Genomic DNA, 24,445 nt, shown 5'->3' on the forward strand with positions numbered 1-24,445 from the left:
TCTTCAGCGCTTATCTGAGTTTGAGGGTAGCAAGCCCCACCAATACCAAAATGATAGAAATGATCCAAAAACGCACAATTACGCGCGGCTCTGGCCAGCCCTTTAATTCATAGTGGTGATGAATGGGTGCCATCCGAAATATACGCTGACCGCGTAGTTTGTAAGAACCCACTTGCAGGATCACTGACAAGGTCTCGATGACAAACACACCGCCCATTATGATGAGAACCAATTCTTGACGCACCAGCACGGCAAGTACACCTAACGTTCCGCCTAGCGCTAGTGAGCCAACATCACCCATAAAGACTTGTGCTGGATAGGTGTTAAACCATAAAAAGCCCAAGCCAGCGCCGACCATAGCGGTACACACAATCACCAGTTCACTGGTAAGGGGGATATGCGGAATATTTAAGTACTCAGCAAAGTTTGCGTTACCTGTCACATAGGCAAAAATAGCAAACGCGCCTGCCACCAAAATGGTTGGCACTATTGCCAGGCCATCTAGGCCATCAGTAAGGTTTACCGCGTTACTGGTTCCCACAATGGCAAAGTAAGTAATGATGATGAAAAAGGCACCTAACTGCGGGAACACTTCTTTAAAGAAAGGTACTAAAAGCGAGGTTTCAGCGCTTATCGTGGCACTGCTATACAAATAAAACGCTACACCTAAAGCCACAACCGATTGCCAGAAATACTTCCAGCGCGCGATTAGCCCCTTTGAGTCTTTGCGAATGACTTTTCTATAATCGTCAACAAACCCGATAATGCCGTAGGCCACTACCACGGTTAGGGTTACTAACACGTAACGGTTTGTGAGGTCTGCCCACAGCAGGCCGCTTACCACGATTGCCGCTAGGATGAGTAGCCCGCCCATTGTGGGCGTGCCCGATTTTGATAAATGGCTTTGCGGGCCATCGTCGCGCACGGTTTGACCTATTTGCATACGCTGCAAATAACGGATCATTTTAGGGCCAATAAGAATGGCAATAAGTAACGCGGTCAGCGTACTTAAAATTGCGCGAAGGGTAAGGTATGAAAATACGTTAAACCCTGAATCGAATTGTGTCAGCCAGTCGGCGAGCCAAATTAACATGCTATTCGCTCCCGACGGCTATCGAGCTTTCCCAGCGCAGAGGCCTCGATCGCCTCTACCACGCGTTCCATCTTAGAACTGCGTGAACCCTTTACTAAAATAGAAATATCGCGCTGCTGCACTAACAAATCATCCTCCATTGCGGCCAACAAACTTTCAACATCGCTGAAATGACCACCATTTTCATTAAACACAGCAATGGCTGACTGACTCAAAACACCCATAGTGTAGAGATAATGAATACCTTTTTGCTTTGCGTATTCACCTACCTGCTCATGATAAAAGCGCGCCTGTTCGCCCAATTCTTTCATGTCTCCGAGCACAAGCACTCGTATGCCCGAAAAGCTACTGAGCGTGTCAATTGCTGCGTTCACAGAAGCTACGTTGGCATTGTAGGTATCGTCTAATAATCGAACTTGTTCGGTAAGCTGTTTTACGTTCAAGCGGCCGCTAACCTGCTTCATTGCTAGCAGTCCATCACGCACGTTCTCAATAGTTGCACCCACTTGCAACGTTAACGCCGCAGCGACCAACGCATTACCCACGTTATGAATACCGGGAATAGTGAGCTGGATGGCTATTTCGCCCTGGAGACAAACTAGTTGAAACGCAGCGCATCCATCTAATCCGATAGTGATATCTTGCGCTTTGAAGTCGGCGTCATTTTTTTGCTGAGGGGAAAACGTCAGCGTTTTAGTCTGTTTAAGTTTACCTTGCCAAAACTCTGCAAACTGACTGTCGATGTTCACAACGGCCACACCGTCGCTTCCCAACCCTTTAAATATTTCGCTTTTTGCTCGTGCTACGCCCAACAAGCTGCCAAAACCTTCTAAATGCGAAGCTGCGGCGTTTACTATCGTTGCAACATCGGGCTTCACGAGGCTGGTAGTATAAGCAATTTCACCTAAGTGATTGGCCCCTAGTTCCATTACTGCGTATTCATGCTGAGGCTCTAGGCGAAGCAAAGTAAGCGGTACACCAATATCGTTATTAAAATTTCCTTTAGTGGCGAGCACATTACCTCTACGGGCTAAAATTGCTGCACACATTTCTTTCACCGTGGTTTTACCGCTACTTCCTGTGATCGCAATAGTTTTTGGTGCAACCTGTGCCTTCACCGCTGCTCCTAATGCGCCCAGTGCCTCTTTGGTGTCTTTCACCAAAATTACAGGTAGCGATGTCACTACCTCTTCACTGGCAATAACGGCACTCGCCCCTGCTTTTTCAGCGGTCTCGACAAAGTCATGACCGTTAAAATTTGGGCCTTTGAGTGCTAGATATACCGCGCCCGCTTCCAGCGTGCGCGTGTCGGTACTTACCGAACACACTTCGGTGTCCGCGGCAGTCCCTACTAATTTTCCGTTAACCTTTTCGGCTATCCACGACAGCGTTGTTGTTATCATTTGCTGTACTCCTGTTGCAGTCGCGCCACAACTGCACGTTCGTTATAGTTAGTCTTCTTGTCACCGATAATTTGGTAATCTTCATGGCCTTTTCCGGCCACAATGATGATGTCGCTCTCCTGTGCATGCTCAAGGCAGTAGCGAATAGCGTCTTCGCGGTCTGCAATAGACACGGCCAGTTCGCGATTCTTCAAGCCAGCGATAATATCTTTTGCTATAGACTCTGGACTTTCACTGCGACTGTTGTCGGTTGTGATAACGATGGCGTCAGCACCTGACTCTGCCGCCTGCCCCATTAAAGGCCGCTTACCTTTGTCTCGGTCACCACCGCAACCAAATACGCACCACACTTTGCCTGAAGTATGAAATTTTGCGCTAAGTAGTACCTTCTCGAGTGCATCTGGCGTATGCGCGTAGTCCACCACTAAATTGGCGGCGCCTGTGACAGGAAACACTTCCATTCTGCCAGGTACAGGAGTAATAGCATTCACGGCTTTAACCACTTCATCAAAACGCTCGTCCTCAGCCAATAAGGTCGCGATGGCACTTAGCACGTTACTGATGTTGAACTTACCGAAAAGTGGCAAAGCTATAGCAGCACTGCCCCAAGAACTCACCAACTCAAAGCTACATCCACCCGCATGATAAAAAGCATTTGTGGCGAAACAATGGCGATGTTGAGGATTGTTGTAGGCGCTTAACAGCGCAGCATCTTTGCTATCATCAATACCCGTCCACACTCGCATGATGGCGCTATCTGCGGCACCGTCCCACTTTGTACTTTCATCATCGTTCGCGTTTAACACTACGGTTTTCAAACCCGGCTGTTGAAGCAGCAAGCGCTTGGCTTTGCCATACTCTTCCATCGTGCCGTGATAATCGAGGTGATCCCGCGTAAGGTTTGTGAAAATCGCAATATCGGTTTTAACCTTACCAAGACGCCCTTGAACCAACGCGTGAGAACTTGCTTCAAAAGCCGTATGGCGAACTTCGCTTTGCACAAAGTCTGCCAACAAATATTGCATACGTATTGCGTCGGGCGTTGTGTTTGCCGCCGGCGTGTTAGCCCACTGCGTTTCATCACCTTCAAATACGCTACTGCCCAAGGTACCTATGCTTGCACTGCGCGTACCTAAGACATCTTTAAGCTGCGTAAGCAACTGAACTGTAGAGGTTTTTCCATTTGTTCCTGTTACTGCAACGGTCGTCATTTTTTGCGCAGGATAGTCATAGAATGCGGCAGCCAATGATGAAAGCATTTGCGGTAATTCATACAGCGAAATGATCACGCTGTGGTCACGCATTTCCATTTGACCATGGGCTTCACTGTCGTCAGTTTGCGCCAGAATTACACGGGCCCCTAAACTAATTGCCTGCGGGATAAAATCCCGACCATCTCGTTCGTGCCCTTTAATAGCTAAGAACGCCAAACGGGTGTTTACCTCTCGGCTGTCTAACGTAAGACCTTCAATACGAATGTCTGGCGCCTCTACGCCGAATTTCGCTAGCAGCGCTTTGGTGCTTTGAATAAAGGCATTAACTACCACTTTGGCCTCCTTTCAATAAGCTGCTAGAAGTAACCTGCTTATCGTCTGGCGTAACGTTTAGCATGTGTAACGCGCCCCCCATAATCGACGAAAAGACCGGTGCAGCCGTATCCCCCGCGTGATACAAATCGCCGCCGGGTTCGTTGATCAATACAATAGTCACTAATCTTGGGTCGGACACAGGTGCAATACCGGCGAAGATGTTGACGTACTCTTCACCGTACCCGCCTGCTACCGCCTTTCGGCTTGTTCCTGTTTTTCCTGCAACTCGATAACCGGGCACGGCAGCCTTTGTTGCAGTGCCGCCGCGCAGCGTAACGCTCTCCATCATCTGGACGATGGCGTTTGCGTTTTCTTCACTTATAACGCGCTCAGATTGTGCGTGCCACGAGGGTTGCTCTGGTGTTTTGATGATCTTAAGCGGCGTTTTGATTCCACCATTTGCCAATGTGGCATAGAGGCGTCCTAACTGGGCCGTTGTCACTGAAATACCGTAACCGAATGAAAGTGTGGCAAGTTCAAATTCAGACCAACGACTACGCTCGTGGAAAATTCCGCTGCTTTCCCCGGCCATGTTAAGGCCCGTGTCACTCATCAGCCCCATGTTGTAATAGGTATCTAGCAAGAACTGCTTAGGTACAGACAGCGCCAGTTTGGACGTACCCATATTCGATGAATGCTGAATAATTTCTTCTAAAGTTAACTCACCGTAGTTACGCGAGTCTTTTACTAGGCTTCCGCCTAAGCGCATCCAGCCTGGGTGAGTATTAACAGAATCTTCCGGTTCTACCTCGCCAAACTCCAGAGCAGTTAACACCGCAAGGGGTTTAAGTGCGGAGCCCGGCTCAAAGGCGTCAGTGATAATCCGGTTGCGCATGCGGTGCGGGCTGATATCACTTCTATCATTTGGATTGAATGATGGCGCGTTAACCATTGCCAGCACTTCTCCGCTTTTTACATCGATAACGATGGCAGAAGCCGAGCTTGATTGATAATAAATCATGGCTTCTTTTATCTCTTTGTAAGCAAGAGCTTGAATACGTTGGTCGATAGTGAGCTGTAAATCGCCGGCCTTTTCACCTGAAGTGGTTTCTAAAATCTCAACCTGACGGCCTTTCGCGTCACGGCGGATTTTGCGAGAGCCTGGCGTCCCCGTGAGCCACTCGTTATACATGCGCTCTAAACCTTCAACACCCGTGTCGTCAACGTCGGTAACGCCGATTAGCTGAGCGGAAACTTCCCCCGTAGGATAATAGCGGCGGCTCTCACGGCGAAGATAAATGCCCGGAATATCTAGCTTATCCACATACTCGGCCATGGCAGGCGAAACTTGGCGCTGCAAATACACAAAGCGGCGTTTAGGGTTAGCTACTTTTTCTTTAAGTTCATTAACATCTTGGCGCAGCACATCGGCCAACGCTTCCCAACGACGTTCCTCTTTAAAGCCGTCGTTTTCGTGAATAATTTTCGGGTCTGCATAAATAGCGCGAACAGGTACACTCACCGCCAGTTCAACCCCGTTTCTGTCGGTAATAAGGCCACGGTAGGTCGGCATATCACGGGTGCGAAGCGTACGGTTGTCTCCCTGTTGAATAAGTTCATCAGGTTCAATAACTTGAATATAGGCGGCACGGGCGGCTAGCACGCTGAAAACTAGCATAATAACAACAAGCACAACGACAAAGCGCCAGTGCACCAAGCTTGGCGTGACATTCTGTTTTGCGCCGGTTTTCTTTCGCTGTCGAATATTTGCGGCGTTCATTTCAACCTCACCACTACTTCATCGTCAGCTGTCGGGCGGTACATGCCCAGCTGTTTTTCTACGAGGTTTTCGATACGGTTATGTTCAGTTAACGCACGTTGCTCTAGAACAAGGTTACGCCACTCAACATCAAGCTCATCCTTCTCCTGCATAAGGTCTTCAAGGGCAATAACTTGCTGCCGATTGTGGTGGCTGCTGAGCGTTACAGCCATAGCACTTGTAATAACCATTAAATACAACAAAACCCGCAACTTGTTGCGGGTCAAATCTGAAACAATTATGAGCAGTAATTTAAAATTAGTGCTGGCCTTGTCTGGCGTGACTTTCGTCATAGCTTTTCCGCCACGCGTAGCACTGAACTGCGAGAGCGAACGTTGTTCGCAATCTCCTGCTCTGAAGGTTTTATCGCTCTGCCCAGTGCCTTAAGCACTTTATCGGCATCTATTTCAGCCTGTGTAATAGGTAAATTGTGTGGTACTGATTTCCCTCTACTTTGCTCCTTGATAAAGCGCTTTACTAAACGATCTTCAAGAGAATGAAACGAGATAACAGCAAGACGCCCTTCTTTTGCCAACACCTGTGTGGCAGCTTTAAGGCCCACACGAAGCTGCTCAAGCTCTGCATTGATATAGATGCGAATGCCTTGGAACGCGCGGGTTGCCGGGTGCTTAAATTTATCTTTTACAGGCACGGCTTCATCGATGATTTTTGCTAGCTGAGCAGTACGGGTAATGGGTGTATCTTTGCGAGTGTTTACAATAGCGTGCGCAATACGTTTGCCAAACTTTTCTTCGCCAAACTCTTTAATGACTTGTGTTATGTCTTGCTCTTCGGCGTTGGCTAACCAGTCTGCCGCACTTTGACCACGCGAGGTGTCCATACGCATATCAAGCGGACCGTCACGCAAAAAGCTAAACCCACGTTCAGCATCGTCAAGCTGTGGTGAAGATACGCCTAAGTCCATCAGTACACCGTCAATCTTACCAGTTAGCCCCAGCGCTTCGATTTCTTCAGCCATATCACCAAATGGTGAGTGGATAATGCTAAAGCGCTTGTCATCGGCAAAGCGTTCAGCGGCTTTAATTGCTTGGGGGTCACGGTCAAAGGCGATAAGACGCCCGTTTTGACCTAGCGAGTTTAATATGTGTGCTGAATGCCCACCACGACCAAACGTGGCATCAATATAGATACCGTCTGGTTTAATCGCCAGCGCCTCAATACACTCATCAAGAAGTACCGAAATATGTTTAAATTCATTAGGCTGCGTCATAGCGAGAAGTCCTGTAGTCGTTCGGTAAGTTCAAATTCGCCTTTGCGTTCGGTGTCTATATCAGCTTCAACTTGTTGTGCCCAAATATCGGCATCCCAAATTTCGAATTTGTTTAACTGACCAACTAACATGACTTCTTTTGAGAGTTTTGCGAATGTTCGCAGCGGTGTGGGAACAAGAATACGGCCGCTTTTGTCCATCTCGCCTTCAGAAGCATATCCAAGGAGCAGTCGCTGAAGGCGACGCTCGGCTGGTATCATGCTTGAAAGTTTAGAGAGTTTTAGCTCAATCTCTTCCCATTCGGGAAGTGGGTAAAGCAGCAAACAACTTTGTTGTGTATCGACTGTGCAGACTAGTTGTCCCTGACAATCATCCAGCAGCGACTGACGATACTTCGTAGGTATAGCCAGTCTGCCTTTTGTATCCAGATTGATTGCGTTAGCGCCGCGGAACATTCCCCTAGCCTTTTATTATTTGCTCTTGGTTTTCTTGTTTTTTGAGTACTAATCTGCAAAGTGATGATGATTTGATCCACAATTCGCCACATTTACCCACTGAGATACAGTTTAGGTACCAATGATCCCCACTGTCAAGTAGAAAAAAGCCGTGAAAGCCGCATAAACACTGGGTTTAAACTGGTTGTATATACAGTGTTTTTAGGAAGTGTATGATTAGGCGTGTAAAAAAGATTAAAAATTATTCAGGTTAGAAAAAATAAAGGTGTAATTAATCGATGAACTGCAGTTTTTAACGCACTGAAGTGAAGGGCCTGTAGATTTCCCCAATCACGAGCGCAGCAACAATTCTAACGTGGTAAAGGTAGGAGGATGAAAGCAAAAAATGAGCTTTCAACCTAGCTGAAAGCCCACTGTCTTTATTGTTTATCGCTGTTGAATTTTATTCTATTGAGAAGCCGTGCATTTAATTAGAAACGGTACGTGGCTGACAATGCCGCAACATCGCTATCTACGTCGCTATCAACATCCGTTTCATAACTCGCTGATATTGCGAACTGCTCATTGACCCAGTAATCAAGCGCTACGCCTGCCGTTTTAACATTATCAAAACCGTCTGGCGCATTCGTATAGCTGTAGCTACCTTGAACACTTAATCCCGGGCTAAAGAAGTAACGCGCACTTCCAGACAGCACATCAATATCATCGGCGATGTATTGGGCTGTGAAATCCCATCCCGTTCCTGCATTACCTACCGTGGTATATCGGGTGAAAACAAGGGGTGATGTTTCATTTTCACTCTCGCTATAGCTCTCTCCATCGGCATTAAAGTCGTAGGTAGCACGCTGGTAGATAAGACCTGCACCAATTTGCCACTGACGTGATAGGTTAAACCCTACTTTTAGATCAATATTGGTGTAGTCCTCATCACCAAAGTCATCATCAAATTTACTATGGGCGCCTTCTATAGCAAGCATCCAGATGTCATCAATATAAAACGTGCTGCCTAAATTAAACACGTCGATACCATCTAAATTTGCATAACCACCAGACAGGCTAGATACACGCTGAAGATAAGGGTTGATAAGGTAAGCGCCGCTGTTACCGCTTACTTCATCTAAATAGCGAACATATTTTGCACCATAAAGATTTTCATCTAATCCTTCAAAATCGACAGCCATAACTTGTACTTCGTTTTGTGTAGCGGCATGTGCTGCTGAGACTGAAAATACTGAAGCCGTAATAAGTGATAGCGCAGTTAGCGTTGTTGAAAATTTATTAGATTTGATGTTCATGTCTTTTGTCCTTAAAAAATGTGTTGGAATCGACAAACAAGATAAGACATTAAAACTTAACGGTTTCTGAACGAAACGTGACGAAGTCTGAACGTGAATTTTTGGTACAAAAAAACCCGCAACTTGGCGGGCTTTTAAACTTCAAAATGAGGTAGCGATTACGCGCTTGGCGCCGCTTCTGCAGGCGCTTCTTCTGCTTTTACAGCAGAAAGCTGCATGCTGCGAATTGGGTTTTCTGTATCGTTAGAAAGCTCAACAAGACGGTTAAGCTGACCAACAGACATCATTACTGCGTAGATAGCGCCTAGGAAGCCTTGCTTGTGCAGCTCTAGTACTTGCTCTTCTGGCAGCTCAAGAAGTTTCTTCTCGTTGATGCTCATCATGCCGGTAACGTTGCGCTGCTTACCATCTTGGTAAGTAAGACGAATTTGAATCGGATCTAGTAGGTCTAGTTCAACGACTTTCGCTACAAAACGCTGCGTTAGCATTTCGCTGTTTGCAAGGTCCGCTAGGAATTTTTGGCGGTTTTCAAGGAACTCGCTTGCTTCACCAGCTTCGGTGAATAGTGCTTGGCCTTCATCAGAGATAAGGTCAGAGTTTTCATCAATATAAACACCAAGCTTGTCGCCGTCAGGACGTACGTCGAATGGGTAGCGAAGGATGTTCATCGGAACGTGTGGGCCTTTCCAACTATCGCCAGTAAGGAAAAGGTTTTGTCCTTGCTCCATGCCTAGCATAGTCACCACGTGATGGCGCTTTGCATTGGTATCTTCAATAAAAACCAACGGCATTGTCGCTGCAAGTTGTGCAAACTCACGAATTGTCGCTGCTGCAAGGTGTGTGTTTTTCGCAAAGCTGAAAGAAGTGTTTACCGCAACCTTTAGGTCTTTATGCTTTTCTTTATCTAGCGGTACAAAATTAATAGCCATATTTATTTCTCATACTTGTTAGCTGTGGCCCCGGCTTGATTATGTGAGAAGAGCGGGTGCCATCAAAAAATTTAAGTCGGCCGCGCTGATGCGTATCAGCATCGATAGTTGGCGGAGCGCTTGGGAGTATCCCGTATTCGCGCAATGAAGTCACGCAGTCTTCACCATAACAAGTTTTAAATTTTTATTGCAATGTAAACTTGAAGTAAACAAGCACAAGCGCTCTAAAAATGAGCAATTCAAGCTGATTTCAAGAGTCGAAAGAGCGATTTGATGTAAATGAGAGTCTGTTGAAGACCTATTGTCGCGGTATGAATTATCCTTTAGTCTCTTATTGCTAGTTAATTAGGGGCTGTTGACCTAAGCGATAAAAAACAAAATAAGGATTTTCTATGAAGGGGCACTTCCCACTCTCGTCTTGCGCATTCTTTATCTCTGCGCTTTTTGCTTCCAACAGTGTATTTGCAGACACTCCGGTCTACTCTGCATCAGAAAACGCGATTAAGATCGCTCAAGAAACCATTATAGTAGACGGGCACATTGATGTGCCTTATCGCGTAAAAGAAAAATGGGTAGATGTTACCAAGGCGACCGATGGTGGAGACTTTGACTACCCTCGCGCTGTAGCCGGTGGTTTAAACGCCCCGTTTATGAGCATTTATGTACCCGCAAGCTTAGACAATTCACCTGAATCTACACAGCTTGCTCACGAGCTTATTGACTCAGTAGAAGCAATTGTTGCTCGCGCTTCGGACAAGTTCGCCATTGCTAAAAGCCCTTCTGACGTAAAAGCACAGTTTGAAAAAGGGCTAATTTCTTTGCCTATGGGTATGGAAAACGGTTCGCCTATTCAAGGTGACTTGAAAAACCTAGCCGCTTTTTACGAGCGCGGTATCCGCTATATTACTCTTGCTCACAGCCAAGCAAATCATATTTCTGATTCTTCATACGATCTTCGCAGAAAGTGGAAAGGGCTGAGTCCATTTGGCAAAGAACTCGTAGGCGAAATGAATAATATTGGCATTATGTTGGATATTTCTCATGTATCTGACGACGCCTTCTATCAGGTTATTGAATTGACCAAGGCGCCGGTTATAGCCTCTCACTCTTCACTGCGCCGCTTCACACCTGGCTTCGAACGAAATATGAACGACGACATGATTAAAAAGCTCGGCGAAAACGGCGGCGTGATCATGATTAACTTTGGTTCTAGCTTTGTTTCGAAAGAAGCCGGTAAATGGCGTAGTGGCCTAACTGCTGCGCGAAAAGCGTTGATTGAAAAAGAAGGCGAAGATAGCCCTAAGCTAGAGAATTTTGAAGACAGTTACCGCAAAGAAGTGCCTTACCCATATTCAACCCTTGATGAAGTGCTTGATCACATCGACCACGTGGTAAAACTAATTGGTGTTGATCATGTGGGTATTGGCTCAGACTACGACGGTGTAGGTGACTCACTCCCCATTGGACTTAAAGACGTAGCAAGCTTTCCAAACCTCGTTCAAGGGCTGCTAGATAGAGGCTACAGCCGAACTGATATTGAAAAGATATTAAGCGGTAACCTACTGCGCGTTTGGCAGCAGGTAGAAGACTATGCCGCAGCGCACTAGCTCGCCAGCGCGTCTCAGATAAGGCTTGGGGAAGCAGATGTTTGCTTCCCCACATTTTTCTAGCCTGTTACTTTTTACGCGAAATCGTGAGATAAAACGCGCTTGGCAACACAAGTAACGTTAGCACCAGTGCGCTCGCCATGCCGCCCACCATTGGCGCGGCAATTCGCTGCATGACCTCGCTACCAGTTCCGGTCGCATATAGGACGGGCAACAACCCCACGATAATAGAAAGCGATGTCATCATAACCGGTCGAAGTCTTGCCGATGCGGCGTGCACGATTGCCTCTTTCACCCGCTCATCACCTTTAACATTACGGCTTTCCATAGCAGGCTTCGCAAGGGCTTCCGATACATGTTGTTTTAAATACACTAACATGATGACGCCTATTTCAACCGCTACACCCGCAAGCGCAATAAATCCAACGCCTACCGCAACCGACAGGTTAAAATTAAGAAAATAAAGTAGCCAAACGCTCCCAACCAATGCTAAGGGCAAGGTAGCAAGTATTAACGCCACGTCGCGCAAGCGTTTAAATGCGAGATAAAGCAAAAGACAGATGATGGCTAACGTAAGCGGTATAACCAACGAAAGTTTTGCTTTCGCGCGCTCCAGATAAGCAAATTGGCCAGCCCAAGAAATTGAGTATCCAGCGGGTAAATTAAGGTGCTCTGACAGGTGACTTTTTGCACGCGCTACATAACCTCCCAAATCTATACCCGTAGCTGAGTCGGACGATATATCAATATATACCCAACCGTTTAGACGCGCGTTTTCACTTTTGATCGCTGCAGGACCATCATCTATTCGTACGTTTGCGACATCCCCCAAAGTAATATGCGCCCCACTTGGCGTAACGAACGGCATAGATGCCAGAGATTCAGGCGTATCGCGGTAATGCTCTATAAATCGCATCGTTATAGGAAAACGCTCTCGCCCTTCCACAGATTGAGTCACGATTTGGCCGCCCACGGCTGTTCCCACGATATTGTGCACATCGTCTATCGTCATGCCATAGCGCGCCGCCAACTGCCTATCAATATCAATATAGACGTAACGCCCGCCAACAACGCGCTCGGCATATACCGACGCTGTATTTGGCACGTCTTTTAGTAACACTTCTATTTCTCTACCAATTGCTTCAATGCCTGCCAGATCTGGCCCAGCTATCTTAATTCCCACAGGGGTTTTAATTCCCGTCGCCAACATGTCGATACGGGTTTTAATAGGCATTACCCATGCATTCGTTAGCCCGGGAAACTGTACAAGGGCATTAAGTTCCTCTTTAAGCTTTTCAGTGGTCATTCCGTCTCTCCACTGCGCTTTCGGTTTAAGCTGAATAAACGTTTCAATCATCGTGAGTGGCGCAGGGTCAGTCGCCGTGTCAGCTCGCCCAATTTTCCCAAACACTGTCTTAACTTCTGGCAAGGTTGCAATAAGCTTATCGGTTTGTTGCAAAAGCTCTCTGGCTTTGCCTACCGAAATACCTGGGTAAGTCGTGGGCATGTACATTAAGTCACCTTCATCTAACTCAGGCATAAACTCACTGCCAAGATGGCTTAACGGCCAATACATAGAAACCAATAAAAGCAATGCGCCAAGAAGCGTCGCTATTGGGTGATTAAGCAGCCGTGTCAGCAATGGCTGATACATACGCTCTAATAATCGATTAACCGGGTTTTCTCCTTCAGCACGTATTCTGCCGCGAACGAAGTAGCCTGCAAGCACGGGGACCAAGGTAACTGCCAGCGCCGCTGCGGCTGCCATGGCATACGTTTTGGTGAAGGCGAGAGGCGCAAAAAGCCGCCCTTCTTGTGCTTCTAACGCAAAAACCGGGATAAACGATACCGTTATAATAAGGAGCGCAAAAAATAACGCAGGGCCAACTTCTGTGGTTGACTTAATCACCAGCGCCCAACGCTCAGCAGAAGAAATCTGATGAGATCTTGCCCCCATACGCGCAGACACTGAATGCTGGTGAATGTGCTTGTGCAAATTCTCAACCACCACAATGGCCCCATCGACCATAGCGCCTATGGCAATCGCGATACCGCCTAGCGACATGATGTTTGCGTTGAGCCCCTGCAGCTTCATTACGATGAAGGCGCTTAAAATACCGATCGGCAAACTGATTAGCGCGACCATAGAAGAACGTAGATGAAACAAGAATACAGCACATACCAACCCGACAACGAGCAGCTCTTCTACCAACTTACTAGCAAGTGTATCCACCGACTTATCGATAAGGGTTGAGCGGTCGTAAACCGGAACAATATTCACGCCTTCCGGCAAACCTGCTTTTAATGCATTTAACTTTTCTTTGACGGCGTCGATAGTGGCTTTCGCGTTTTCACCATAGCGCATGACAATAATGCCACCTACGGTTTCACCTTTCCCGTTGAGCTCTGCGACACCACGGCGCATCAGCGGGCTTTCTACTACTTGCGCCACATCGTCGATGGTTATGCTAACGCCATTTTGAATAACGCCTGTAGGTAACGCGAGTATGTCATCTATTCCCTGAATATAGCTTTGCGCCGTCACCATATATTCTGCTTCGGACATTTCGATAACTGAAGCACCCGTGCCACGATTACCGCGCTTAAGGGCAATGTCAATCACAGAAGGCTGAATGTTATACGCGCGCAATTTCTCCGGGTCGACAATGACTTGATACTGCTTAACCATACCCCCCACAGATGCGACTTCTGATACGCCTTCCACTGACTGCAATTCAAACTTCAAAAACCAATCTTGCAATGCCCGTAATTCACCGGCATCAAGCGCATTGGGCTGGTTTGCATCGCTTTCCAAGGCATAGATGTATACCCAGCCTACACCCGTAGCATCGGGCCCCAGTTGAGGTGTGACGCCCTCGGGGAGCTGTGAAGCCGCTTGGCTTAAATATTCTAAAACTCGGCTTCGCGCCCAATACATGTCCGTGTCGTCATCAAAGATTATGTACACGTAAGCATCGCCAAAAAATGAATAGCCTCGCACAGTTTGTGCACCAGGCACCGACATTAACGCTGATGTTAGGGGAAACGTCACCTGATCTTCGACCACTTGTGGAGACTGGCCCGGATAGCTTACTTTCACAATAACCTGGACATCAGATAAATCAGGGATCGCATCAATAGGCGTGTTTTTTACTGCCCACACACCGGCAACACTGAGCACAAGAGCGCTCAGCAATACCAATATTCTGTTATTTACCGACCAGCGAATTACCGAATCAATCATGGTGCATGTGCTCCTTGTGATTCATCGACTCGTAGGCTTTATCCTTTTCTTGGTGGTCTTTGTGTTCGTTTTTGTCGCCACTGTTATTGTCATGCCCCATTTCGTTGTGAGCCCCCTCTCCTATCTCATTCTCCAGAGCGTTAGAGTGTGAAACATCATCAATAGGGGTAGGATGCACATGGCCACTGTGTTCCGAGCCTTGAAGCATATCGCTATGCATAGCATGCTCGATTTGTTTACGCATATCGATAACCGTAAATTCTTCGCCGGTTACGAAGGTAAACGTAACCTTGTCGCCCTCTTCAAACTGAGATAAATCAATGTGCTTTGAAACTGCAAATGACATCACTGCCGGGCCCCGCCCCCATTTCTCTATTGGCCCGCGTGCTATAACCACTTCTGCATTGCCGCCAGCCTCATTGCCTTCGTCATTTGCCGGGAAAGTAATTGCCTCAATGGTTCCCGTCGTTGTTGCCTGATGATCTGGTGCTTTCATCCTGTTAAAGTCACTGCTTTTCGATGACTCAGAATCAATCAAAAATTGTGCTGATACCACAACCTCATCTCCTGGTAACAAGCCGTCTACCACTTCAAAATGTGAGCGGTCACTTTGACCTAGCTTCACGTTCACTGATTTAAAGTTCCCCTTCCCATCGCTCACCACAACTCTGGCCCCTTGGGAGAAGCGAATGACCGCACTGCGAGGCACAAGCAATGCAGCAACGCGCTTAGATGGTTTTATCGAAACATGGGTGAACATATTGGGCTTAAGGGTATGATGGTTATTGCTAAGTGGGATACGTACTTTCAATGTTCGCGTAACGTCAGACATAGAAGGATAAATGTATTCAATATGACTTTTCCAATTAGCATCTGAGGTATGAGCAAGTGCATCAAGGCTTACTAAAGCCGTATCGTGCAGGGCTATGTTTTGCGCGTACTTCTCAGGAAACTCGGCAATGATCCACACCGTATCTAGCTGGGCAATACTCATCAGTGTCATGCCTGGCTGAATATAGAACCCTTCACGAATATTCAGCGCTTCCACAACACCGCCTTGCGGTGCGTTAAACGTAACCGTTTGAGAAATGCGTCTACTTTCTGTCAGGCTATCGAGGACCTTCTGTGACAGCCCCAGCGTTTTAAGTCGCTCGGCGGCTCCTTCAATTAAGCGGGAGTCTCCTCGTTTAAGGGCAAGAATGTATTCCTCTTGTGCAGTCACCAACTCCGGTGAGTATAACGAGTAAAGTGCCTGTCCTTTTTCAACTTGCTCTCCCTGAGATTTAATAAAAAGCGTGTCTACCCATCCCGATACTCGGGGATGGATGTGAACAATACTCTCTTCATCGTAGGCTACGTTGCCTAACGCTGTTACGGTTTGTTCCAAAGAACCAATGCTAACGGGGGCAACTTTCACCCCCATATTATGTTGCACATTGGAGGGGATCATGACCGTTCCAGGCGTGCGCGCATTCCCTTGTTCAGAGCGTGTATCAGCAGTGGCATAAACCGGCACTAAATCCATTCCCATCGGTGACTTGCCTGGCTTATCTCGGCGATAGCTATCATCCATTGGGGCGACCCAATATAATGGCACGTTTTCGTCGCTTTGTGCGTCGCTTTGCCCATTGCTCTCGCTCTTTCCACTGCTGGACGAGTCTGACGTTGATAGTGTAGATAGCCCTAGAGCTAATAATGCGCCAATCACAACGCCTAAAAGTAACCCTTTTGTGGTTGGACTCATGTTTATTGAAGGTGTCATGATAACTACTCTTTACTCGATAGATTAATGTGAGATGGCAAATATAAATAGGCAAGTTCAGCAAACGTTTTGGCGCGCTCAACATCAATGTTTAATAGGTCGTCCTGCACTTTTACTAACATAAGATTCGCATTTACTACGTCAGTGATATCTGCCGTGTCACTGGTGTAAGCCGTAAGCTCAGCCTCTGAAAGTTGTTCCGTTTCGCCAATAAGCGCGCTTTCATAAAGTGTTTTTCGCTCACTTAATCCGGATAATCGCGTCTTAAGAACGTCGGCTTTCGAAGCTAGCTCATTTACCTTTAATCGAAAGTCAGTTTCTGACGCACTCATCTTAGAAGCCGCCGCCGAAATAGAAGCGTCTTGACGAGATTGATTAAAAAACGGAAGGTCCACTTGGACGCCAAAAGAAACAAAATCTGCGCGACTCACGCCATTTTCGTCATCCTGCCTATACCCGTAGCTTGCTTCAAACGCCCACCGTGATTTAGTTTGCTCACGAGCAATATTCACATTTTGTGCTTCGATTTGGGTTTGAAATTTAAGCAAAATGGCTTCAGGGTGATGCTGTAGTATTGTAAAAGGCTCGGCACTATCTATAACATTTAAAAAAGCAGATAGGTTGCCATTATGGTTTTGCAAAATAGCACTAAGGTCTATCGTCGACGGTACACTTAACGATTCTTCTAGCGGTGCACCATACCATTTTGACAGTGCTGCTTTCGCTTCACTTTGTTGCTGATAAGCCTGTACATACTTGTCGTCAAGGGATAGGAGCGCCAAACGGACTTTTAGTATATCTTGCTGAACGGTTGAGCTCGCACCTTGGCTGTAGCTAGAATTGGTAAAATCGAGTAGTTGGGTAAGCAAAGCCTTTTCTTTGTCTAACAGCGTAATGCGACGTGAGGCATAAAACCAGTTTAACCAAGTGAGAGTGACTTCTTTTTTAAGCCAGGCTTTTCTTGCTTGATTTTCAATCGACACGCTTTTACCCATGACCTTGTATTTTTGTTGGGTATAGACATTTTCGTCGCCTCGCGGCAGTTGCTGTTTCAGCCCCACTTTGAATTGAGTCATAGGCTCTTGGTCAACGGCAAAACCATCGGTTGGAATATTTTGAACCGACGCCGAAATCTGAGGGTTTTCCCAGTATGCCGCTGCATCGGACTGGGCGTTGAACCCTTGCTCTCGATAAGCGTTCCCTTTTAATTGTGGATCATGTTGAATCGCTAATTGAAGTGCTTGTTCAAGGCTAAGGACTTGTCCGTACCCCTTCAAAGGAAATAAAGAATACAGCAAAAACAAAGGTAAAACGGTGAACAAAGCACGAGATTTTCGATATACCGCAACGCACTCGTTCACTTTTTGAAAAACCGTAAAATAACGCATCAATGACATCACTTTTTAGAAGCAGTACGTGTCTCTTGGGCTGTTTTTATTGAACTCGCCAACGCTAGTGTCGACTAGAGAAGTAGCCACGTACCACATAGATAAACAGAATTAAATCGGGCATTATTTCGAAGTTGTGCTTCGGTAAATAAAACCGAGTTAACATGCAAGCGCGATTCGCCAATAAACCTGCGACGCAAACTCGCTAGATAGATCTATGCTGTGAAAAGGGACTTAGGTGGGCGAAATTGCCCAAAGCGAAGGGTTGGATATTGCCCCAAGACAGGTGCAATTGCTGCCATATTGGTCACCCAAACGTGGGTTTCCATTATTGGCTGTAAAAGCGCGGTAGCACTGGTATTAAAACAATGGTCAGTGGAGCATTGGCACTCATCTTTACAGCAAGCCATACCGGCTTTTGACCCCATATCAGCACTAGACGTCGCTTCATTATTTTGAAAGGTGTCGGCATTTTGCGATGCCATGCCGTGCTGCTGACAATGGGTACTGGCAAGCTCAGGAGATACCGCAGTTTTATCTAAATAGGCGGCGTGATGAATGTCATGTGTTATTTTGCTAGCTTGAATATATTGTGCATCGTGAGGTAAAGCGTTATTTACCGCTGTATCAGATACTAAGTGAGCATGTTCATAAGACACAGCGTTGCCTGACGACACAAGGGACGCCATCAAAAACAGTATAAGCATTAACGAACACGGGTTAGCTGGCTTATACCACCTTGGTATTAAACAATGCTGTAAATTGCTCACGGTTTCTACGTTAAAAGGTTTACTTTTTCTATTAGTACTGTGAATCATAGCTCGTTAGTCTTTGGCAGTAAAGCTAAAGGCTAACGGCTGCTGACGCTAATTTATTAAAACTGCGATAGATAATCACGCAACATCAATTCCATAGTCGAGAACAACGGATTTTCTTTTGGTACAGCACATTCTTCTTGCTGGTTAACCATAATCGCATTGAAATTCATCTGGCTCAGTAAACGTGTGTTAACCACTAAATCGGCGTGACAAAGTGAATACGACTCATCAATAACGAAAAAGGTGTTCGGGCCTTTGCTGGCGTCCATTAATTGCTCAATGCCGCGAATAGGTGTTGTCACGTCAGCTTGAGAGTGCGCAGCGAATAGCGGCACTTCGATTAACTGCCCTTCGCTCACTTTCTCGCGAATAGTGTTAATTAAGTCCATCAACTCCAAACCGGCAAATCCTGCGACATTTGGATATTTATAAGGATTCGGGCCGTGAGTCTCATAACTACCGTCAATCATTTGCGCTAGAAGCTTAATACCCCAAATTCGAGACATGCCCTCAGCGTTATCAGAAAGCGCAAGTGCACCGGAAAAGAGCATTAGGCCGTCAATATTTTCAGCGCTATCTAAGTAATGCTCTACCGCAAGAGCGCCGCCTGTAGAAAAACCGCCCACGAGCAAGGTGTCGCCCATGCTATTCGCTAAGTTGATAACATCGTCAATGTGTTGTTGCCAGCGCTCTGCTAAATCCCAATCAGACATATCGTCATCGGCGTCCCGTTTACCGTGACCTGGAAGCAGCGGCACAACAACGGTAAATCCTTGTTCGAAAAGGATATTGGCGATTTCGCGCATGAAAAAAGGTGAATCACTGAGGCCGTGGATTAACACAGCGACATTATCGCTTTCTTTGTTAGTGAGTATAAAAGGCGCATTGCCTTCATTGCGCAATACGTTGCTGCACACGGAATAACGGTTAAGGCTAGTTTCTTTGCAGGGCTGGGTTTGTCCCCATTCTTTCTCGTAAAACCCTTTAAACTGCGCTTTGTGCTCTTTTATTTCATTGTTTTCAGCTACAGCATTATTTGCAGCTATTAATACAACACAACACGTCAGCGTTTTTACAAAAGACTTCAACGACACCATTCTTCTCCGCTATGGATGACTAATAAAAAACGGGAGCATAGTAACATGCCCCCGCTTTTGTGACGATTCAAACAAAAATTGTATTAGCTGAAATAAGCCTCTAGGTCGTCTGAACCACCAATGTGCTTTCCGCCGATAAAGACTTGCGGTACTGTTTCTCGACCACTAATTGCTGTCAGGCTTGTAAGCGTAGCGCCTTTACCAAGCACAATTTCTTCATACTCAAAGCCTTTCTCATCAAGCAACGCTTTAGCTTTTGAACAAAAAGGACACCCTGGTTTCGTAATGATAGAAACCGGCGCGTTAGTTTCTTCCTCCGGTGCAATATAGGCAAGCATGGTATCCGCATCAGACACTTCAAAGGGGTCGCCAGCCACATCTGGCTCGATGAACATCTTGTCCACCACACCATCTTTTACCAACATTGAGTAGCGCCAGCTGCGCTTACCAAAGCCTAAGTCCGCTTTATCAACTAACATTCCCATGCCATCAGTAAATTCGCCATTCCCGTCAGGAATTACGGTAATATTTTCTGCTTCTTGGTCCGCAGCCCAGGCATTCATCACGAAAGTATCGTTCACCGACATACAAATGATGTCATCAACGCCATGCTTAGCGAATTTTTTTGCTAACGCATTATAACGAGGTAAGTGTGTAGAAGAGCAGGTTGGCGTGAATGCGCCCGGAAGCGAGAACACAACGACTGTTTTGCCAGAAAATAACTCATCGGTGGTTTTGGTTACCCAAGCCTCGCCATCTCGGCATTGAAATGAAACACTCGGAACTTTTTGCCCCTCTTTTGACGTAAAGCGACTTTCTGACATAACAACCTCTTATCGATAATTTTGAAAATAAACACATCACTACGCTTAGAAGCCTAGAGCGAGTTCGCACACAAATCAATAGGTATTGCCTTACATTCGTTAATATCGATTTTGATGCTGAATTAAACGCCTGCACTGCCTATCCTTTCTAGCACAGACAGGTACGGCCGTAAGATTATTTATGGTCGGACTTACTTGCAAATTTTAATGTAAAGCGACATTCGAGGGTTAGCACCATGATTATTTTAGTTGGTGGAGAAAAAGGCGGTAGTGGCAAAAGCTGCTTAGCACAAAATATAGCCGTATACCTTCGCACCGAAAAGGGTGCAAAGGTGCTGATGGTAGACTGCGATCCACAGCGAACGACCTCGGACTGGATCCAGGAACGTAAGGCTAACCCTCGCCTGGCTGAAATAAATTGCGTTCAGTTATACGGAAAAATACGCAATGAGTTATTGAGCCTCCGCCAATATTATGACTACGTTGTTATCGACTGTGGAGGGCAGGACAACTTAGCGTTGCGCTCATCAATGGCAGTGGCCGACCACATTTTAATTCCATTACGTCCTAAAAGACGGGATTTGAAGACAGTCCCCCATATGGAAGATATTTTATCTACCTGTAAGATGGTAAACCCTAAGATGAACGCGGCATTCGTTATCACGCAGTGTCCTTCCCTGCCGAGTCTTGCTAGTCGTATCTTAGAAGCAAAAGAAGTGTGTCGCTCTTTTGGCATTCCGGTTCTAAACTCAGTAACGTTCAGCCGTAATATGTATGACGATTCAGAGGAATCAGGTCAATCTGTTATTGAAAGCGAACCAGAAGGCAAAGCCGCTACAGAAATTAGAGCGTTATTTGAAGAGCTACTTGCTGGCAAAATGGAGGATGCTTATGAGTTTGCTCAACCTCAAAAAGTCGAAGCCATTAGCTAAGCCCAACCTCCGCACTGTTGAAGATTTCATTGATGATGCACTGCACTACGCTCAGGGGAAAGTAAATGCGCGAGATCAAGTTAGTGTTGTGGATCAGCGGTTAGCCAAAGAAAAGAGTGTTAAACCTTGCGCGTCGCTGCCAGATCGTGTGGTATCGATTAACAATACGGTTGACAGGCCGGTCAAAGAAGGTATGCGTCATGCTACTTTTACGCTAACTCCACAATGTATCGATAAGCTAGCAGATATTTCAGAGAAAACAGGTAAAGCCAAATCTGCCTTAATTCGGGAATGGATAAACGCGCACAGCTAAAAATAGACAAAAGTATAAACCTAAATACAGACTTTATTCGTTTAATCCTTCACAATGTAACAGCGTTCCGCTTATATGTTTGGGCTGAAGAACCGGCTGCTTTAAAAGCCTGACTAAACTTTTACACAACGCGAATACCGTCAGTATATAGGAGATAAGAGCGAATGGGCTCAAGGAGACGTAGCACTTTGCGTGTGCTGGGGTGTGCCCTTCTTATTACTCTGCAACTTGCCTATATCAAAATGGCTGCTGCAGACACCATTTTGGGCACTGAAATCGCAAACATTGAAAGGCTTCTTGATGCCGAACGATATGCTGATGCCGACAGCAAAGCACTGCTTGTAATAGAGCAAGCCTATCAACAAAACCAAGTACCCGCGGACGACTTTCTGAAACTTGGTGTACTTTTCCTAAATGCATCTCGTTTTGAAGTGTCTAAAGTAGTATTTAGTGCCGCATTGGAACGCTACACATCTACAGGTGCACTTAGCAAAATGGCACTGACACTGCTTCACCTTGCTATTTCCGAAAGGCATCTTTCCAACTACGATTCCGCCCTTACCTATGTGCATCGTGCTATGTCGATTGCACAAATAGAGAGAAACGATACCTTAAAAGCCAGGCTAAATTTAGAACTCGGAACTATTCAGCAGCAGCAAGGCAAAATCGGGATTGCACTCGAACCACTCAAACAAGCATTAGGTTTCTTCCGAGATAATGATATGCCCAGCGAGATGAGCCTTTCCTTGCTGCATATTGGCGACTTATACAGCACACTTAATCAGACTTCACTTGCTCATACCTATTATCGTGACGCATTAGAAAGTATAGAAAAAACGAATGACAGTCGCTTGCTTGGTATTATTAAAACTCGCTTGGGTGCACTTTTGCTTAAAACGAGTACACCTATACAAGCTATTGAAAGCATTGAAAACGGGCTTAAGCATTTAGACGCTACTGACGACGTGGGCGCTATCGCCGAAGCGAAAATGTTGTTGGGTAGCGCGCTTGTAGAACACGGTGATACACAAAATGGGCGTGAATTGCTGCAAGAAGCCATGGCGTTTGCTCAATCATCCGGACAATTAAAACTTATGCAGGAAGGGCGGCTTGCCCTCGCTCGCGCCTACATGAAGGAGCAGAGTTTCGAGCTGGCGTTAGCTGAGGCGCGCACCGGAACTGTTGAGGCTAGAAAACATCGTGACCTTCGCGAACAAATAAGCTTTTTATCTTTACAGCTCAATGCTTTCGTATCCGTGGGAGAGTTTAAAAAGGCGTTGGACATTCAATCGGTAATACAGCAGTTGCGCGAGGCATTACTGGACTCTGAAAACAAATCTGCTATTGAAGGCCTTCAAGCTGAAATTGAAGTTATCCGACAATCTCACACTCTTGAAAAGCTAGAGGAATCAAAACAGCTAGCCCTTGCCCAGGCAGAGCAGGAAAAGCTACAGACAACCCTAGTTTGGAGCATCTCGTTGGCAGCGTTGCTGTTTACGTTTCTAATATGGAGCCGATACAAACAGCGCCAGCAAACCATCATTTTGCGCCGTGAGGTTCGTCAGCAAACATTGACGCTTCAAGAGAAGAACGAAGAATTACAAGCCGCCTATAGAACCCTTGAAGAAGTCAGCTTACGAGATTCTTTAACGAGTTTATACAACAGACACTACCTTGAGTCTCAGCTTCCCGGAGAAATAAGGCGAAGCCAGTTTTCATCTAATCAAAGCACTGATACGAATAAGTCAAAGCAAGATTTACTTTGTCTACTTATTGATATTGACCATTTCAAACGAATTAACGACGATTACGGCCACATTGCAGGCGACAAGGTGTTGACATCGTTTGCGCAAGTTTTAAAGCACGTTTTTAGGCTTACCGATTTAATAATTCGATGGGGAGGCGAAGAATTTTTAGTCGTTTGTCGCCAGTCTAATCGCGAGGAGCTTCCGGAGCTTGCTGAACGTTGTCGCGAAATGGTTGCAAGTACCCCTTTTGATATTGGGTTAGAAAAACCGATAAATATAACCTGCAGCATAGGTTTCTCGTTACTGCCGCCAGACAAAAAAGACAATTTTGACATGGCTTGGGAGCGTACGTTTGCTGTCGTTGATTATGCGCTCTACGCTGCAAAGCTCTCAGGAAGAAACGGCTGGGTAGGCGTTATTGAAACGCTCAATAACAATGAAAATAAGCGCACGCCAATAGATCACAAATTTAATTTTACTGGTTCAAGAATTGCGACATCATTCAATAACGTTGCAAGTATAAAATGGCCAGATAACCTCGATTAAAAGCAGTAGAGGAATAGCGGTATGTATAGAGGAAGTTGTAGTTGCCAAGCTATTCAGTATGAAGTTGACCATATTGGTGAACTTGAAGCTGATAATGAGACATTGTCACAGGCTGATGCCTGCGCATTTCGGGTAAACATAACCAAAGAGCAACTGGTCATTGACTGCGCACCTTCAACGCTGGCTGCACTGCATGAGTCAAATGGAGAAACGCATCACGTATGCAACCTTTGTGGCAGCGTCGTTTATATTGAGGATAGCGCGAAAAATATTGTGGTAGAGGTTAATTACAGCGGCCATGATGTGTTAGCTGAGACACACTGCCAGTTCATTCTCTAGCGGAATGTTGTGATGCTCACGACGCGCTATTTATTCTTGTATGGTGGCAAGCAAAGGCACTTACCACCATATT

20 protein-coding genes are annotated in these 24,445 nt (G+C 46.1%); 5 read left to right on the forward strand and 15 right to left on the reverse strand.

Going from position 1 to position 24,445, the window contains the following annotated elements; translation table 11 throughout:
• Positions 1-10: 10 nt before the first annotated feature.
• From mraY to JC525_RS02325, 9 genes are all read right to left on the reverse strand, one after another.
• Entirely contained in the window at positions 11-1,093 is a 1,083-nt protein-coding gene (mraY, locus tag JC525_RS02285; protein ID WP_105929586.1) for a phospho-N-acetylmuramoyl-pentapeptide-transferase, read from the reverse strand.
• A complete protein-coding gene (locus JC525_RS02290; RefSeq protein WP_198814083.1) occupies positions 1,087-2,496 on the reverse strand; it encodes a UDP-N-acetylmuramoyl-tripeptide--D-alanyl-D-alanine ligase in 1,410 nt (469 codons plus the stop codon). The genes mraY and JC525_RS02290 overlap by 7 nt, the downstream gene beginning before the upstream one ends.
• The gene (locus tag JC525_RS02295; protein WP_198814085.1) at positions 2,493-4,043 is read right to left on the reverse strand and encodes a UDP-N-acetylmuramoyl-L-alanyl-D-glutamate--2,6-diaminopimelate ligase; all 1,551 of its coding nucleotides are present in this window, start codon (positions 4,041-4,043) and stop codon (positions 2,493-2,495) included. Before JC525_RS02295 ends, JC525_RS02290 begins: the two co-directional genes overlap by 4 nt.
• Positions 4,033-5,805 (reverse strand): penicillin-binding transpeptidase domain-containing protein, encoded by a 1,773-nt coding sequence (locus JC525_RS02300; RefSeq protein WP_198814087.1) that lies wholly within the window; start codon positions 5,803-5,805, stop codon positions 4,033-4,035. The genes JC525_RS02295 and JC525_RS02300 overlap by 11 nt, the downstream gene beginning before the upstream one ends.
• Complete coding sequence (ftsL, locus tag JC525_RS02305) at positions 5,802-6,137, reverse strand: cell division protein FtsL (protein WP_198814096.1); 336 nt, start codon at positions 6,135-6,137, stop codon at positions 5,802-5,804. The genes JC525_RS02300 and ftsL overlap by 4 nt, the downstream gene beginning before the upstream one ends.
• Positions 6,134-7,075 (reverse strand): 16S rRNA (cytosine(1402)-N(4))-methyltransferase RsmH, encoded by a 942-nt coding sequence (rsmH, locus tag JC525_RS02310; protein ID WP_198814104.1) that lies wholly within the window; start codon positions 7,073-7,075, stop codon positions 6,134-6,136. Before rsmH ends, ftsL begins: the two co-directional genes overlap by 4 nt.
• Complete coding sequence (gene mraZ / locus JC525_RS02315; protein ID WP_105929580.1) at positions 7,072-7,530, reverse strand: division/cell wall cluster transcriptional repressor MraZ; 459 nt, start codon at positions 7,528-7,530, stop codon at positions 7,072-7,074. Before mraZ ends, rsmH begins: the two co-directional genes overlap by 4 nt.
• A 470-nt stretch (positions 7,531-8,000) precedes the next feature.
• Positions 8,001-8,825 (reverse strand): DUF5777 family beta-barrel protein, encoded by an 825-nt coding sequence (locus JC525_RS02320; RefSeq protein ID WP_198814106.1) that lies wholly within the window; start codon positions 8,823-8,825, stop codon positions 8,001-8,003.
• Between the two features lie 158 nt (positions 8,826-8,983).
• Positions 8,984-9,754 (reverse strand): SapC family protein, encoded by a 771-nt coding sequence (locus JC525_RS02325; RefSeq protein WP_198814108.1) that lies wholly within the window; start codon positions 9,752-9,754, stop codon positions 8,984-8,986.
• Between the two features lie 392 nt (positions 9,755-10,146).
• On the opposite strand from JC525_RS02325, the gene JC525_RS02330 reads away from it, so the two are divergent.
• Positions 10,147-11,361 (forward strand): dipeptidase, encoded by a 1,215-nt coding sequence (locus JC525_RS02330; protein ID WP_198814110.1) that lies wholly within the window; start codon positions 10,147-10,149, stop codon positions 11,359-11,361.
• 67 nt (positions 11,362-11,428) lie between these two features.
• Here JC525_RS02330 and JC525_RS02335 read toward each other — a convergent pair whose 3' ends face one another.
• The 6 genes from JC525_RS02335 to JC525_RS02360 all read right to left on the reverse strand — a co-directional run bounded on the left by JC525_RS02335 (position 11,429) and on the right by JC525_RS02360 (position 20,494).
• Positions 11,429-14,605 carry a CusA/CzcA family heavy metal efflux RND transporter gene (locus tag JC525_RS02335; protein WP_198814112.1) on the reverse strand — a complete coding sequence of 1,059 codons (3,177 nt, stop codon included), beginning with the start codon at positions 14,603-14,605 and terminating at the stop codon, positions 11,429-11,431.
• On the reverse strand, positions 14,598-16,367 hold the full coding sequence (locus JC525_RS02340; protein ID WP_198814114.1) for an efflux RND transporter periplasmic adaptor subunit: 1,770 nt from the start codon (positions 16,365-16,367) through the stop codon (positions 14,598-14,600). Before JC525_RS02340 ends, JC525_RS02335 begins: the two co-directional genes overlap by 8 nt.
• Positions 16,368-16,372: 5 nt before the next feature.
• Positions 16,373-17,755 carry a TolC family protein gene (locus JC525_RS02345; protein ID WP_198814116.1) on the reverse strand — a complete coding sequence of 461 codons (1,383 nt, stop codon included), beginning with the start codon at positions 17,753-17,755 and terminating at the stop codon, positions 16,373-16,375.
• 215 nt (positions 17,756-17,970) lie between these two features.
• On the reverse strand, positions 17,971-18,432 hold the full coding sequence (locus JC525_RS02350; protein ID WP_198814118.1) for a hypothetical protein: 462 nt from the start codon (positions 18,430-18,432) through the stop codon (positions 17,971-17,973).
• A 197-nt stretch (positions 18,433-18,629) separates the two neighbouring features.
• Entirely contained in the window at positions 18,630-19,670 is a 1,041-nt protein-coding gene (locus JC525_RS02355) for an alpha/beta hydrolase (RefSeq protein WP_198814120.1), read from the reverse strand.
• Between the two features lie 83 nt (positions 19,671-19,753).
• Complete coding sequence (locus JC525_RS02360; RefSeq protein ID WP_198814122.1) at positions 19,754-20,494, reverse strand: glutathione peroxidase; 741 nt, start codon at positions 20,492-20,494, stop codon at positions 19,754-19,756.
• A 236-nt stretch (positions 20,495-20,730) separates the two neighbouring features.
• On the opposite strand from JC525_RS02360, the gene JC525_RS02365 reads away from it, so the two are divergent.
• From JC525_RS02365 to JC525_RS02380, 4 genes are all read left to right on the forward strand, one after another.
• A complete protein-coding gene (locus JC525_RS02365) occupies positions 20,731-21,426 on the forward strand; it encodes an AAA family ATPase (protein WP_198814124.1) in 696 nt (231 codons plus the stop codon).
• Complete coding sequence (locus JC525_RS02370) at positions 21,386-21,739, forward strand: replication protein RepA (protein ID WP_198814126.1); 354 nt, start codon at positions 21,386-21,388, stop codon at positions 21,737-21,739. Before JC525_RS02365 ends, JC525_RS02370 begins: the two co-directional genes overlap by 41 nt.
• A 164-nt stretch (positions 21,740-21,903) precedes the next feature.
• Positions 21,904-24,033: a diguanylate cyclase domain-containing protein gene (locus tag JC525_RS02375; protein WP_198814134.1), complete on the forward strand. Its 2,130-nt coding sequence runs from the start codon at positions 21,904-21,906 to the stop codon at positions 24,031-24,033.
• A 21-nt stretch (positions 24,034-24,054) separates the two neighbouring features.
• Complete coding sequence (locus JC525_RS02380; RefSeq protein WP_198814136.1) at positions 24,055-24,372, forward strand: GFA family protein; 318 nt, start codon at positions 24,055-24,057, stop codon at positions 24,370-24,372.
• The last annotated feature ends 73 nt before the right edge of the window (positions 24,373-24,445 follow it).

This window comes from Alteromonas sp. IB21 (assembly GCF_016405965.1).
Taxonomy (GTDB): domain Bacteria; phylum Pseudomonadota; class Gammaproteobacteria; order Enterobacterales; family Alteromonadaceae; genus Alteromonas.